The organism is Nocardia sp. NPDC057668, from assembly GCF_042799795.1.
Lineage (GTDB): Bacteria > Actinomycetota > Actinomycetes > Mycobacteriales > Mycobacteriaceae > Nocardia.
On the sequence record NZ_JBHVIC010000003.1, the window covers coordinates 1 to 14,180 of the forward strand.

The 14,180-nt window shown below is 68.8% G+C and carries 13 protein-coding genes; 8 read left to right on the forward strand and 5 right to left on the reverse strand.

The window, feature by feature from the left end; translation table 11 throughout:
* Positions 1-170 precede the first annotated feature (170 nt).
* The gene (locus ACFVBH_RS18645) at positions 171-1,799 is read right to left on the reverse strand and encodes an amidohydrolase (protein ID WP_379002857.1); all 1,629 of its coding nucleotides are present in this window, start codon (positions 1,797-1,799) and stop codon (positions 171-173) included.
* A 110-nt stretch (positions 1,800-1,909) separates the two neighbouring features.
* Complete coding sequence (locus ACFVBH_RS18650; RefSeq protein WP_354988491.1) at positions 1,910-3,430, reverse strand: PucR family transcriptional regulator ligand-binding domain-containing protein; 1,521 nt, start codon at positions 3,428-3,430, stop codon at positions 1,910-1,912.
* A gap of 424 nt (positions 3,431-3,854) precedes the next feature.
* On the opposite strand from ACFVBH_RS18650, the gene ACFVBH_RS18655 reads away from it, so the two are divergent.
* Genes ACFVBH_RS18655 through ACFVBH_RS18665 form a run of 3 tightly spaced genes read left to right on the forward strand, consistent with a single transcriptional unit; the run spans position 3,855 to position 6,529 of the window.
* Positions 3,855-4,910, forward strand: a complete 1,056-nt coding sequence (locus ACFVBH_RS18655) for a multicopper oxidase domain-containing protein (RefSeq protein WP_379002860.1) — start codon at positions 3,855-3,857, stop codon at positions 4,908-4,910.
* 3 nt (positions 4,911-4,913) lie between these two features.
* Positions 4,914-6,101 (forward strand): ZIP family metal transporter, encoded by a 1,188-nt coding sequence (locus tag ACFVBH_RS18660; protein ID WP_379002862.1) that lies wholly within the window; start codon positions 4,914-4,916, stop codon positions 6,099-6,101.
* On the forward strand, positions 6,098-6,529 hold the full coding sequence (locus tag ACFVBH_RS18665; RefSeq protein WP_379002864.1) for a Rieske (2Fe-2S) protein: 432 nt from the start codon (positions 6,098-6,100) through the stop codon (positions 6,527-6,529). Before ACFVBH_RS18660 ends, ACFVBH_RS18665 begins: the two co-directional genes overlap by 4 nt.
* A gap of 96 nt (positions 6,530-6,625) precedes the next feature.
* On the opposite strand, the gene ACFVBH_RS18670 is transcribed toward ACFVBH_RS18665, so the two are convergent.
* The 3 genes from ACFVBH_RS18670 to ACFVBH_RS18680 all read right to left on the reverse strand — a co-directional run bounded on the left by ACFVBH_RS18670 (position 6,626) and on the right by ACFVBH_RS18680 (position 8,435).
* Positions 6,626-7,039, reverse strand: coding sequence for a nitroreductase family deazaflavin-dependent oxidoreductase (locus tag ACFVBH_RS18670; RefSeq protein WP_379002866.1), 414 nt, complete (start codon positions 7,037-7,039; stop codon positions 6,626-6,628).
* Between the two features lie 70 nt (positions 7,040-7,109).
* Positions 7,110-7,544: a T6SS immunity protein Tdi1 domain-containing protein gene (locus ACFVBH_RS18675; protein WP_354988496.1), complete on the reverse strand. Its 435-nt coding sequence runs from the start codon at positions 7,542-7,544 to the stop codon at positions 7,110-7,112.
* A 48-nt stretch (positions 7,545-7,592) separates the two neighbouring features.
* On the reverse strand, positions 7,593-8,435 hold the full coding sequence (locus ACFVBH_RS18680; protein ID WP_379002868.1) for an SGNH/GDSL hydrolase family protein: 843 nt from the start codon (positions 8,433-8,435) through the stop codon (positions 7,593-7,595).
* Positions 8,436-8,767: 332 nt separating this feature from the next.
* On the opposite strand from ACFVBH_RS18680, the gene ACFVBH_RS18685 reads away from it, so the two are divergent.
* The 5 genes from ACFVBH_RS18685 to ACFVBH_RS18705 all read left to right on the forward strand — a co-directional run bounded on the left by ACFVBH_RS18685 (position 8,768) and on the right by ACFVBH_RS18705 (position 14,025).
* Positions 8,768-9,907, forward strand: coding sequence for an ROK family protein (locus ACFVBH_RS18685; protein WP_379002870.1), 1,140 nt, complete (start codon positions 8,768-8,770; stop codon positions 9,905-9,907).
* 165 nt (positions 9,908-10,072) lie between these two features.
* Positions 10,073-11,116: an ABC transporter substrate-binding protein gene (locus ACFVBH_RS18690; protein ID WP_379002873.1), complete on the forward strand. Its 1,044-nt coding sequence runs from the start codon at positions 10,073-10,075 to the stop codon at positions 11,114-11,116.
* Positions 11,113-11,961, forward strand: a complete 849-nt coding sequence (locus ACFVBH_RS18695; RefSeq protein WP_379002876.1) for an ABC transporter permease — start codon at positions 11,113-11,115, stop codon at positions 11,959-11,961. Before ACFVBH_RS18690 ends, ACFVBH_RS18695 begins: the two co-directional genes overlap by 4 nt.
* Positions 11,937-12,659, forward strand: a complete 723-nt coding sequence (locus tag ACFVBH_RS18700) for an ABC transporter ATP-binding protein (RefSeq protein WP_379002879.1) — start codon at positions 11,937-11,939, stop codon at positions 12,657-12,659. Before ACFVBH_RS18695 ends, ACFVBH_RS18700 begins: the two co-directional genes overlap by 25 nt.
* A 10-nt stretch (positions 12,660-12,669) precedes the next feature.
* Positions 12,670-14,025, forward strand: coding sequence for an LLM class flavin-dependent oxidoreductase (locus ACFVBH_RS18705; protein WP_379002881.1), 1,356 nt, complete (start codon positions 12,670-12,672; stop codon positions 14,023-14,025).
* The last annotated feature ends 155 nt before the right edge of the window (positions 14,026-14,180 follow it).

Below are 14,180 nucleotides of genomic sequence, written 5' to 3' on the forward strand. Positions count from 1 at the left end.
AGGATTCCGCCGCGACATCGAGTGCGTGTACACCCTGCGCGATAGCGGTCATCCCTCCCGAATTCATACCCCCATTCTACGCCTCAATAGCGAGCAGACATAGCCCAATTCCATTGTGATACAACAATATTCAGACCTACAGGCGATTCAAACCGCACATCGAATTGTCCCTATCCGTGCACACGCACCCCACCCACGAAGGTCTGCGTGACAGTGGTACTCGCGATTTCCTCGGCCCCACCTTGGAACGGATTCCGATCCAGCACTACCACGTCCGCAAGCGCGCCCGCACGCAGTACCCCGGTATCCGGGCTGCGCAGCACGTACGCCGAGCCCGCCGTGTACGCCGCGAGCGCGGTCATGAGATCCAGACGCTGATCCGGCAGCAGCGGCGGCAAACTCGAACCCGGCGTCACCCGATTCACGGCCACGTGAATGCCCTCGATCGGGTCCGGCGAACTCACCGGCCAATCGCTGCCACACGCCAGCGTGGCTCCCGCGCGAGCGAGGTCACCGAACAGATACTGCCGCTGGGCGGCGTCGCCGCCGAAGAACGGCAGCGTCAGCTCGTCCAGCTGGGGTTCGTGTGCGGCCCACTGCGGTTGCAGGTTCGCGACCGCGCCCAGGGGCTGGAAACGCGCGATGTCGGCGGCGTGCAGCGCTTGCAGGTGAGCCAGGTGGTGCCGGTTGCCGCGTGGTCCGTTGGCGGCGCGCGCGGCCTCGAGCGCGTCGAGCACCTCGCGTACCGCGCGGTCGCCCAGCGCGTGGAAGTGGACCTGGAAGTCGAGTGCGTCCAACTCGGTCACGTACTCGCGCAGTGCGATCGGATCGACGAAGCTGATGCCGGCATTGCCGGTGCAGCAGCCCCGATGGTCCTTGTACGGCTCGGTCATCGCGGCGGTGTAGTTCTCCGCGATGCCATCCTGCATGATCTTGACGGTGTCGAGCCGGAAGCGGTCGGCGGCGAATCGCTTGCGGCGCAGCAGCATATCGGGAATCTGGTCGGTGCCGCGTTCGCGGTCCCACCATTGCGCGCCGCTCACGCGGGCGGTGAGCAGGCCGCGCTCGGCGGCGTCGAGGTAGGCGGGAGCGCAATCGAAGGACGTGCCGTCCACACTGACTATGGCCTCCTGCCACGCCGTGATCCCGAGGGCGTGCAGTACCCGCTGGGCGCGCAGGATTCCGTCGATCCGTTCGGCGTGGGTGATGGGCGGGAGCACCTTCTCCAACAGGGTCATCGCACCCTCCTGGAGCATTCCCGAAGGCGCGCCGCCGGATTCGCGCTCGATCCGGCCGTCGGCGGGGTCGGGGGTGTCGGCGGTGATGCCCGCCAGCTCGAGTGCCCTGGTGTTTGCCCACGCGCCGTGGTGGTCACGATTGACCAGGTACACCGGGCGGTCGGGGACTACCGCGTCGAGCAGATCCCGGGTCGGCAGGCCGCCGGGGAAACTTTCCAGGGACCAGCCGCCGCCGGTGATCCACTCCCGGCGCGGATTCGCCTCGGCGTAGGCCGCGACCCGGCGCAGGTATTCGCCGACCTCGACGGTGCCGGTCAGATCGCAGGCGCCCAACTCCAGGCCGGCCGCCGCCGCGTGGATGTGCGCGTCGTGGAATCCGGGGAGCAGCGCTCCGCCGTTCAGATCCACGACTTCGGTTGCCGGGCCGATGAATTCGCGCACCTCGTGATTACCGACCGCGCTGATCCGCGTGCCGGTGACGGCCAGCGCCGTCGCGGTCGCGCGGGCGGCGTCCATGGTGAGCACGGTGCCGCCGAGGAACACCAGATCGGCATGGCTCATACCTCGACTCCTGACTGCGTTGCCGGTTGCTTCGGGCGCACGGGGGCGCTCCTCGTACCGATCCATGATCCAGGGGCAGGGCCGGCACGGCCTTTCGGGGCCGTGCGCGGTCAGGACTTTCCGCGGGCGAGCAGGGCGAGCAGCAGCTCGGCGCGGACGCGGGCGCTGTCCAGGTTGCAGCCCAGGACGTCGGCGGCGGTGGCGACGCGTTTGCGCAGGGTGTGGCGGTGCACGCCGAGGTCGGCGGCGGCCGACTCCCAATGCCCGTTGGCTTCGAGGTAGGCGCGCAGGGACTCGACCAGGTCGGTGCCATGGCTGGCGTCGTGGTCGGCGAGCGGGGCCAGGACCGTGCGGGCCATCGTGTCCAGGACGCGGCGGGTGGCGTCGAAGGACAGCAGGGAGCGGCCGGTCAGGGCGCCGAACTCGGCGGGTGCGCCACCGCGTTCGGCGGCGGAGGCGGCCAGTTCGGCGGCCTCGGCGGCGGCCACGAGCTCGTCGAGGGGGTGTTCGCCGCTCAGGCCGTAGCGCACGGTGCTGCCGGGGGCCAGGTCGGCGGCGAGTTCCCGGGCGAAGGCCACCGCGGCCACCCCGGGCAGGGCGAGCAGCACCCGGCGATCGCGCACGTGCAGGAACAGGGGGTGCCCGCCGCGCACGGCCATGGTTTCGGCGGTGGCGCGCACGTCTTCGACCGCCTCGGCGGACTCGCAGTCGGCGGCGAGCACACGGATTCGCCCGGCGGCGTCGGCGGCCTGGGCGAGTTGAGTCCAGGCCGGGGCGAGATCGGTTTCGGTGCTGAGCAGCAGGCCCAGCACGGTGCTGTTGAGGCGATGCTGCGCCTCCCACAGCCGGGCCGGCTTTTCGAATGCCAAGGACAGCAACGAATTAGCGTGACCGAGCAGGATCTGTTCGGCGGGGCCGAGCGGGCCGGAGCCGACCACCACCAGGTCGCCGTGCGCGCGACCGCCGACGCCGATGCGCTGATGGGTGACGCCGTTGCCGGGCCTGTCGGCGCGACTGTCCGCCGTGGCGGCCGACTCCGTGGCAAGGGCCTCGCGCACGGTTTCGAGCAGTGCCTCATCGGGCGCGTCGGGGTGTGCGGCGGTCACGCGACCGGCCGAGTCCAGCACCAGCACGGTCGCGCGCAGGGAGGTGGCGAGTTCGCGCACGATGGCCCGCGCGCCCGAGCGCACCAGGGCCCGGGTCATGCGGGGCTGGGCGCGGGCTGCACGCTGGACGGCGTCGGCCTGGATTTGCGCGGCGCGATCGGCGACGCGTTTGACGATGACGGCGAACGGGGTCGGCAGGGGTACCTCGAACAGCGGCAGGCCGAGCTCGTCGGCGGCGGCCACCAGATCGACCGGCACCTCCGGATGCGAGACGCCGATGCCGAAACCGACTGCGGCGACGCCTCTTCGGTGCAGTCCGCGGAGATAGTCCGCGCGGGCGGCGGGTGCGTGCGGCAGTCTCGTACCGGTAGTGAGGACCAGTTCACCGCCGGAGAGCCAGCGGAAGGGGTCTTCGAGTTCGGTGGTGATGACCAGGTCGATCGTGCGTGCGACGCCCGCCGCACCGCCGCGAAGCGGTATCGACAGATCGGGTTGCGCGAGGATCCAACTGACCGGAACCGACACGTTTTCGAGTGTACAAAACGGTGATGGCGCGCCGACTAGATCGACAATCAGGCGCAGTCGGGCCGGTGTGTCACCCGCGTTCGAGGGGCTGACCAGGGCGGGAGAAAGCGTTGCGGAGCGGCACCGGGGTGTTCCCGGACGGTTCGCGGGCGGCCGTGGCGGACGCGGCGAGTCGTCCAGAATTTACATGTAACCGTCGGTTACACATACTTCGAATCCCTGGAAATACTGCGAGGGTGTGCCCGGACGAGGGGCGAATCGAGTTTCAGCATACCCCCGTGCGCCCTGACGTCGACAACTCACCCCTCAATTCGGGAAACCGGGGGTTTTCGTAGATACCTGGTCGGTTTCTTAGGGAGCTTGAATAGAAATTTTCGGCCTGCCAAACTTAGGGTCCGTTCGGTTCGAGTTCGGCAGGCCAGAGATGACATCACCTTCACGTCGCAGCTTCCTGATCGGCGGCGCCGCCGCCGGATCCACCGGTCTCGCCCTCGGATCCTGGGCGCTGCGCGAATCGCCACCCGGTCACGCCGGGGTTCCCGGCACGGGTCCGGCGCAGCGGCACGACGGCGGTCACCACAGCGGCGGGGCGAGCGGGGCCACCTTCCGCAAGGACGCGGTGGTCGACCACGAGCGGAACGGGTTCAACCCCACCGAGACTCTGCGCGACTTCGATTACGGGCGGACCTCCGCGCTGCCCGGCGGGCGGACCCTGCGCGAATGGGACGTGTACGCCGCCGACGAGGAGATCGAAGTCGCTCCGGGCGTTCGCTTTCCGGCCTGGACGCTGAACTCGCGGATTCCGGGCCCCACCCTGCGCTGCCGGGAAGGCGAATTGCTGCGGGTGCATTTCTCCAACGGCTCCGCGCATCCGCACACCCTGCACTTTCACGGAATCCACCCTGCGGAGATGGACGGGGTGCCCGGGATCGGGCGCGGGATCATCAACCCGGGGGAGCGATTCACCTACGAGTTCGACGCCACCCCGTTCGGGCTGCACCTGTTCCACTGCCACGTCGGACCGCTCGCCGAGCACATCGCGCGCGGCATGTACGGCACCTTCATCGTCGATCCGCCGCAACCGCGGCCGCCCGCGGAGGAACTGGTGATGGTCATGCACGGGTACAACACGACCTTCGACGGCGAGGGCAATCAGCTGTACGCGGTCAACGGGATTCCGTTCCACTACATGGTCGAACCGGTCCGGGTGCGGCGGAATCAGCTGGTGCGCATCTACCTGGTCAACGTGCTCGAGTACGACCCGATCAACAGTTTCCACGTGCACGGCAACTTCTTCGAGTACTACCCGACCGGAACCCGGCTGCAGCCAACGGAATTCACCGACACCATCGTGCAGGGGCAGGGTCAGCGCGGGATCTGCGAGATGCGTTTCCCGCACAACGGGCAGTACATGTTCCACGCCCACAAGACCGAGTTCGCCGATCTGGGGTGGATGGGTCTGTTCGAGGTCTCGGAGTAGGTCATGAGCAATCTCGTTCCCACCGGAAAGCCCTGGGCGCTCGCGGTGTTCGCCGTCATCGTGGTGGGCGCGGCGCTGACCGCGCTCGCGCTGCTGGGCGGGCGTTCGCTGCCCGAGCGCACCGGTCCGCCGGTCGAACAGCTCGCCGTGGAGCGCGCCGTGCTCGAGCCCGGGGTGATCGAACTGCGGGTGCGCAACACCGGCGCGGATCCGGTCTCGATCGGCCAGATCTTCGTCAACGACGGGTACGTGGATTTCACCGGCGCGCGCGAGCCGATCGCCCGATTGGGTTCGGAGACACTGCGACTCACCTACCCCTGGCAGGACGGCCAGCCGTACACCGTCTCGATGCTCACCTCGACCGGCCTGGTCATCGAGCACACCATCGACGCGGCGGTGACGACACCGCGGGCGACCGCGTCGTTCTACGGGCTCATGGCGCTGCTGGGCACCTACGTCGGGATCATTCCCGTGGTGCTGGGCATGCTGTTCCTGCCGTTCATGCGCGCCGCGGGCGGGCGGGTCGTGCGCGTGCTGCTGGCGGTGACGGTGGGCCTGCTCGCATTCCTGGCCTGGGAGGGCACCGCGGAGGGGTTCGAACTGGCGGGGGAGTCCGGCGGTGCGTTCGGGGGCGCGGCGCTGGTGATGCTGGGCGCGGGACTGGCGTTTCTGGCGCTCACCGCCGTGGATCAGTGGCTGCGCGCGAAACGCGCCACGGTGACCTCCGGCGCGCCCGCCGACAGCGGGTTGCGCTTGGCGCTCATGATCGCCATCGGCATCGGGCTGCACAATCTGGGTGAGGGCCTGGCGATCGGATCCGCCTACGCCATAGGCGAATTGGCGCTCGGCGCGTTCCTGGTCATCGGCTTCACGATCCAGAACACCACCGAGGGCCTGGCCGTGGTCTCCCCGCTCACCGACAAGCGCCCGCCGATCCCGACCCTGCTGGGCCTGGGCCTGATCGCCGGGGTACCGGCGATCGCGGGCGCGGTCATCGGCGCGACGGTACGCAATGCGGAGTTGTCCGCGTTCCTGCTCGGTGTCGGCGTCGGCGCGATCCTGCAGGTCATCGTGCAGATCGCGCCCGGCCTGCGCGAAAAGACCACCGGGCGAATGGATACCGCGACCCTGACGGGCATCGGGGCCGGGGTGCTGGTCATGTACGCCACCGGGCTGCTGGTGACCGCGTGAGCGGGCCGGTGGTACCCGGCGGCCCGGCGGACACGGATTCCCCGGGCTGCACCATATGCACCCGGCGCACGGTCCTGGCCGGCGCGGGCCTCGCCGCGGTGGCCCTGGCCACCGGCTGCGGATCCGGCCGAGCCCAGCAGGGCCCGGTCCGAGTCGCCGTCACCGACATCCCGGTCGGCGGCGGGCTGATCCTGGCCGCGCATCGCCTGGTCGTCACCCAGCCGGTCGCCGGGACCTTCCACGCGTTCTCCGCGGTCTGCCCGCACCAGGGCTGCTCGGTGAGCGAGATCAACGACGGTCTGATCGAATGCGTCTGCCACGGCAGCCGTTTCGGCATCGATGATGGCGCGCCGCTCCACGGGCCTGCGCGGGAACCGCTGTCCAGGCGAACGACAACGCTCGCCGACGGTCAACTCGTCATCGACTAGCCGGCTCGGATCGGACGTGTTGCGACCTTCGGTGGGCGACCCGGCCATCAGCGCGCGAACCACGCTCTAGTTCGCGCGCCGGACTCGCGGTTCCGGTCAGGCGGTGTGGCGGTACACCGCTACGACGGGGATGTCCCGGGTGGTCTTGACCCTGTAGTCGGCGAACTGGGGCATGAGCTCGACCATGCGGGCGTAGAGCTCGTCGCTTTCGGGGGCGGTGACGAACTCCGCCTTCGCCGCGTAGGTTTCGGTCCCGACCTCCACCGTGAGGCGCTGGTCGGCGCGCAGGTTGTGGAACCAGGCGGGATTCTTGTCGGCGCCGCCGTTGGAGGCGATCAGGATGATCCGATCGCCGTCGGGGACGTAGACCAGGGGGTTGGTGACGGACCGTCCGGACTTCGCGCCGGTGGTGGTGATCAGGACCATGTTGGTGCGGCCTTCGAAGGGACCGCCCACCTTTCCGCCGTTGGCGCGGAATTCCTCGATCACGTTCTCGTTGAAGCTGCTCATCTCGGCCCGTCCTGTCGCAGTGTCTCGCGGTCGGCAACCGGGGCGGCGCGGCGAAAATTCCGGGGCGGCGCTACTCGAATCCGTGGGCCTGCGCGACCAGGTCGAAGAAGACCCAGACCCCGCCGCGGTCGTACGATTCGGGCGCTTCCGACCCGCCCAGGAACGGATAGGGCGTCGCGATGTAGACCTCGTTCTCGGCGAGCGGGCCGAGCCGCTTGCGAATGGCGGCGACGTGGTCCGGTTGCAGGACGTAGGTGATGAAGTCCGGCTCGAAGAGCACGCGGTCGACGAAACCCCCGATGTCGGAATAGGTTCCGAGCGCCTTGGTGCCCGCACTGTAGGGGTCGAGCACCCCGTACTCCCCGGTCCGGGTGCTCATGAGAAACGCGTGCCCGAGATCGGAGTACCCGACGACGCGGTCGTACCGCGGGAAGAGTTCGGCCCAGCCCGGCATGACCTGCTCGAACGGGAAGGGGCCGACCAATTTGAAGGGCACGCTAGTCACTGGCCCCATCCAACCAGAGCCCGGCCGGCAGCATCGCGGCGAGACCGATCACTCGTCCAGGGCCGCGCGAACCAGATCCGCGACCGCCTGCGCGCCGCGCGGGTTCGGGTGCAGGGGGATCGTGGTCGTGGCGCTGATCAGGGGCTCCACCCACCGGCGCGCGGCGGGTTGGCAGCCGTCGTGGCCGGTCACCGCGTTGGCGTCGACGGTCGTCGCGCCCAGTTTCGCGGCCTCTTCCAGGAGCATGACCGAGATGTGGCGCAGGGTCCGGTAGACGTAGGGGACGTCGGCGCGGGCCACGCCGGTCGCGTAACCGCATTCGGCGGTGGTCGCCGGCAGCACCGAGGGGTAGTTCACCGCGACGATGACCGCGTTCGGGGCGCGGTCGCGAATCGCGCGCAGCGCGCCCGCCACGGCGGGGCGGGCCTCGTTCTCCACTCGGGCCGCGAGGGTGTCGGCACCGGTTCCGGTGAACTGGCGCTCGCACGGGTTTCCGACCGGCGTGAACGGGGTCTCCAGCAGCGATACCGCCAGGCAGGGACCGAGGGTGCCGAGCAGGTCCAGGTCGTTCCAGCCCATGGTCACGGTCACCAGATCGGTCTGCGCGTCCAGGCCGTCGAACTGTTTGGCCGCCAACTCCCGCGCGACCGCGCCGCTGCAGGTGTTGTCCACGAACGTCTGCGGGGCGAGCGCCGCCACCAGCCGGTTGGGATAGCTCCCGCGCGAGCGCAGGCACAGCACCGGCCCGTACACGTCGGTGACATCCGCGGTGGCCGCGTACGAATCCCCCAGGGCCACATATTTTCTCACCGCCGGAGCGCTGTGCGCGGGCGCAGCGGCGCACAGCGCCGCACCGGCAACCACAGCCAGAACCAAGGAAAGCTTGCGCATCTCGATCTCAGCCTTCTCGCGACCGACGGAATTCTATTGTCATGCAGCCCATCTGCATGCAGATACATTCGATAGATCCGTGACTGTTCCGAATAATCTCTTGCCCGAGCGCCGGTACACGATGTCGAACCGGCCGCGCTCGGATAACTCTTTCGGCGTCGAACCCCGCGATATTCGCACCGCGTGAGATCGCATCGAAATTGCCGTCGGCGCGCACCGGCCGACACGCCGCGATTCCCCGGCACGTCCAGGAATCAAGTCGAGCGCAACGGTTCCGCCGGGAGCGAACCGGGCAGACCATGGGGACTTCGGTCGACCGGAGGTGCGTTCGGATGGTTGCGACAGGGGGAACCAGTGCGGGGGCGGTACTGCGGGCGGTGCTGGAGGGCGGCGTGGTACCGCGCAGCGCCGTCGCGAAGGTGGCGGGGCTGTCACCGGCGACGGTGACCATGCAGGTTCGGGCGCTGGTGGAGGCGGGGCTGCTGGTGGAGCAGGCCGAGACCGCCAGTCCCGCGGGCATGGGGCGCCCGCATTCGCCGCTGGCCCTGCACACCGCGGGCAACGTGGTGATCGGGGTGCACATCGCCGCCGAGCAGGCGACGGTCACGGTGCTCGATATCGCGGGGGCGGTACGGCTTTCGCATCGTATCCCGCATCCGGGGCTCGATCCCGGGGAGATCCTCGCCGGGGCCGCGGCCGAGGTGCGGCGGCTGCTGAGCGAGCTCAGCGAGCGGGTGATCGGGCTCGGGGTCGCGATCGGCGGGTGGGTGGACAGCTCGGCCGGCTCGGTGATCGATCACGGCTTCCTGCGCTGGCGCAATGTGGCGGTTCGGCAGTACTTCTCCGACCACACCGGCCTGCCGGTGAGCCTGGACAGCCACACCCGGTCCCTGCTGCACGCCGAGCAACTGTTCGGCAAGGTGCGCCATGCCTCGGCGACCGTGGCGCTGTTCGCGGGCAATGTCATCGACGTGGCGTTCGCCGTGCACGGCCGCGTGCACTACGGGCCGCGTTCGGCGGCGGGCGCGATCACCCGGCTGGCCGGCGGCGAGGTGGCCGAGGCGCTGACCGAGTGCACCGATCGCGCGCTGGTGGCGCGAGCGCAGCGGGAGGGCTTGGCGGTCAAGACCATTCCTGATCTCATCGTCGCGGCCGGGCGGCACGAGGTGGCGCGCGAGCTGTTCGCGGGGCGGGCGCGGGTGCTCGGGCGGGCGGTGGCCGTGCTGGTCGATCTGCTGGATCCGGACGCGGTGGTGATCGTCGATCCGGCGCTGGTGCGGGTGCCGGGGGTGCGCGCGGCCTATCTGGACACCGTCCGGCGGTACTCCTCGTGCGAGCGGCCCGAGGAGATCGTCACCGAATCCTCGTTCCTGGGCAAGGTATTGGAAGTGGCGGCCGGAGCAGTGGTTCTGCAGCAGTTGTACAGCGATCCGCTGGCCGTCGTCGCCACACCCGAGGTGGCCGTCCTTTGATTCCGAGTAATTTTAAGTCGAACGAATGTTGCTCGATCGCAGCGTCTTCCAGGACAGTCTCACCATGGAAATGCACGCACCCGCCGGTCGATACGAATTCCTCGATTGTCGATGCCGCCCGAATTTCCGCGAAACTTTCCGGCGATTTCAATCAGGGAGACAACATTGCGAACCACCTTTCGCAGAATAGGTTTGGCGGCGACCGCCGCGGTCCTGCTCGCCAGTGGTTGCGCCACCGATGAGACCGGCGACACCGCGCTGACCGCCGCCCTGCCGACCCAGGTGCCGCCGAACACCGAACTCTCGATCTCGATAAACACCACCCGCATCGCCCTGCAGGCCTCCGGGCAGCTCGGCTCGCTGCCCTTCACGGTGTCGGACTGGCCCGCGCTCTCGGCCGGACCCGATGTGATCCAGGCCTTCCGGGGCGGCTCGGTGGACGTGGCCAGCAACGCGGGCATCCCGCCGATCCACGCCCGGGCCACCGGCGTCGATGCCAAGATCGTCGGCGTCAAGGTGCGCACCACACCGGCATACAAGCTGGCCACCGCGCCCAAGTCGGGTATCAACTCGATTCAGGACCTGCGCGGCAAGAAGATCGGGTTCTCGCCCGGCCAGGCCCAGGGCGTGGTCGTACTGCGCACCCTGCAGGCCGCCGGGCTCACCCCCAAGGACGTCCAGCTGGTGGAACTGAACAGCCCCCAGTTCCTCACCGCGCTGCAGGGCGATCAGATCGATGTCGCCCCGCTGTTCGAGCCGCAGCTCACCAAATACATCAACCAGTACGGTGATCAGGGCGCGAAGGCGGTCGTCACTCCCGCCGTGGACGCGCTGACCGTGCTGTGGGCCCCGACCGCGGTCCTGCAGGATTCCTCGAAACTCGCCGCCGTCACCGAATTCGTGAAGATCTGGGCACGCGCGGATATCTGGACCTGGGAACATCCCGAAGAATGGGCCGACGCGTATTACGTGAAGGACCAGAAGGTTTCGCCCGAAGAAGCCAAGCGCATCATCGGCAACATCGAACGCCCGTATTACCCCGCGAAATGGGATGACGCCATCAAGTGGGAGCAGGAAACGGTCGACCTCGTCACGGGCTCCGGCTATTTCGGTAAGAGTTTCGACGCCGCGACGCTGTTCGACCGACGCTTCGAGGGTCTCGCCACCGACGCCGTTCCGGCCACCTACCGAGAGAAGGTGCGGTCATGACGCTCGCGATTCCCCGGATTTCGATCGCCTCCGCCCCCGCGAGCGACGGCTTCGTCGATCGGCGCCGCCTGCGCCGGCTCGGGCTGCGCAAGGCCGTTCCCTTCGCCCGGTTGCTCGGGGTCGCGGTGCTGGTCGGCGCGTGGGCGGCAGGATCCCACTTCGAACTGCTGGACGAGCGCAAACTGTCCGCGCCGTGGACCGTGCTCACCACCGGCTGGGAACTGTTCCGCGACGGCAGCCTGGCCGAGAACGTGTCCGCCTCGCTGAGCCGGGCGCTGATCGGGCTGGGCATCGGCGTGGTCGTGGGTACGGTGCTGGCATTGATCGCCGGGCTGTCCCGGTTCGGCGAATCCCTGGTCGACGGGCCGCTGCAGCTCAAGCGCGCGGTGCCGACGCTGGGCCTGATCCCGCTGATGATCCTGTGGCTGGGCATCGGTGAGTCGTTCAAGATCGTGCTGATCACCTTCGGGGTGATCGTGGCCATGTACATCCAGACGCACGCCTCGCTCACCACCATCGACAAGCGGTTCGTGGAACTGTCCGAGGTGCAGGGTGTTTCGCGTGCGGAGTTCATCGTCCGCGTGGTGATACCGGGCTCGCTGCCGGGCTTCTTCCTGGGGCTGCGGCTCTCGGTCACCGGGGCCTGGCTCTCGCTCATCGTCGTCGAATCCGTGAATGCCACAGACGGATTGGGCAAAATGATGTACAGCGCGCAGAACTACGGTCAGGCCGATGTCATCCTGGTCGGCCTGGTCATCTACGGCGTCTTCGGACTCGTTTCCGACGCCGCCATCCGGCTGCTCGAGCGCAAGGTGCTGTCATGGCGTCAAACGATCGCGAATTAGGCGTCCAGACCCGGGATCTCACCAGATCCTTCGGTGACCGGACCATTCTGGACGACATCACGCTGACCATCCCGCCGGGACAGTTCGTGGCCCTGCTGGGGCGCAGCGGGTCGGGCAAGAGCACGCTGCTGCGCGCGCTGGCCGGGCTCGATCACGACGTGAACGGCTCGGGATCGCTGCGAGTGCCGTCGAAAACCTTTGTGGTGTTCCAGGATTCGCGGCTGCTGCCCTGGCAGCGGGTCCTGGCAAACGTGCTGTTCGGGCAGCCGCGATCGCGGCGCGCCGCGGCCACCGCGCTGCTGGGCGAGGTCGGGCTGGCGGGCCGGGAACGGGCCTGGCCGAACGAGCTCTCCGGTGGCGAGCAGCAGCGGGTCGCACTGGCCCGCGCCCTGGTCGGCGAACCCGATCTGCTGCTGGCCGACGAGCCCTTCGGCGCGCTGGACGCCCTGACCCGCATCCGCATGCACGAGCTGCTGCGTGATCTGGTGCGCCGGCACACCCCGGCGGTCCTGCTGGTCACCCACGACGTGGACGAGGCGATCACGCTCGCCGAACGCGTGCTGGTGCTGGACGCGGGCCGACTCACCGTGGATCTGCCCATCGAACTGCGCGGCGACCGCGATCCCGGTGACCCGGAATTCCAGCGCATCCGCCGCACCCTGCTGACCGCGCTGGGCGTCGTCCCGGCCGGTGTGTGAAAGGACCTACATGTCGAAACAGTTGCACCTCAACGCATTCCTGATGTCGACCGGACACCACGAGGCCTCGTGGCGGCTCCCGGAATCGGACCCGCACTCGAACACCAAGATCGAGCACTACGTGCATCTGGCCCGGATCGCCGAGCGCGGCAAGCTCGATTCGATCTTCTTCGCCGACAGCCCGGTGCTGTTCGGCGACACCGGCCGCCGGCCCAGCGGCAAGCTCGAGCCCACGGTGCTGCTGACCGCCATCGCGGTGCAGACCTCGCGTATCGGGCTCATCGCCACCGCCTCCACCAGCTACAACGACCCGTTCAATCTGGCGCGCCGCTTCGCCTCGGTCGACTGGGTGTCCAACGGCCGGGTCGGCTGGAACATCGTCACCACCGCCGGAGCGGACGCCGCCCGTAATTTCGGGCTCGACGACGTGCCGGACCACAAGCTGCGCTACGAGAAGGCCGCGGAGTTCGTGGACGTCGCGACCAAACTGTGGGACAGCTGGGCCGACGACGCGGTGCTGGCCGACAAGGAATCCGGCATCCACACCGATTCGGCCAAGGTGCGGGCCATCGAGCACGAGGGCCGGTTCTTCAAGGTCGCCGGGCCGCTGAACCTGCCGCGCTCCCCGCAGGGGTATCCGGTGCTGGTGCAGGCGGGTTCGTCGGAGAACGGCAAGGAGTTCGCCGCCCGCTACGCCGAGGCGGTGTTCACCGCGCAGCAGACCCTCGAGGACGGGCTGGAGTTCTACGCCGACGTCAAGCGCCGGGCCGCGGCGTTCGGGCGCGATCCCGAGTCGATCAAGATCCTGCCCGGAATCGTGCCGGTCATCGGGGACACCGAGGAGCACGCCCGGGAGCTGGACGCCGAACTCGAGCGACTCATCTCGCCCGAGTACGCCAAGCGGCAGCTGGCCAAGGTGTGGGGGATTCCGGTGGAGAACCTGGACCTGGACAGTCAACTGCCGGACGATCTGCCGTCCGAGGACGAGATCCAGGGCGCCAAGAGCCGGTTCACGCTGATCGTGAATCTCGCTCGGCGCGAGAACCTCACGCTGCGCCAGCTGATCGGGCGGCTCGGCGGCGGTCGCGGGCACAAGACCTTCGCCGGAACCGCGGTGCAGGTCGCGGACATCATCGAGGAGTGGTTCACGCGCGGGGCCGCCGACGGGTTCAACATCATGCCCGCCGTGCTGCCCTCGGGACTGGATCGTTTCGTGGACGAGGTCGTGCCGATCCTGCAGCAGCGCGGGCTGTTCCGCACCGAGTACAGCGCGTCGACGCTGCGCGGGCACTACGGGCTGGAACGGCCCGAGAACCAGTACGACGTCGTGCCGCCGGTCGCCGAACCGCTCGCGGTCGCCGGATGAGTCCGGACTCCGACTGTCTCGATACCGCGGCCTCCGTCCTGGAGGCCGCGGCTTCGGCGTTCGCGGGGCCGGTGAGTTCGGCTGCGCCGGAACGATGTCCGGGTGTACGGAACGCGCAGATCCCGCCGCGGTTTCCGGCGGCGCGCGCCCGCGAC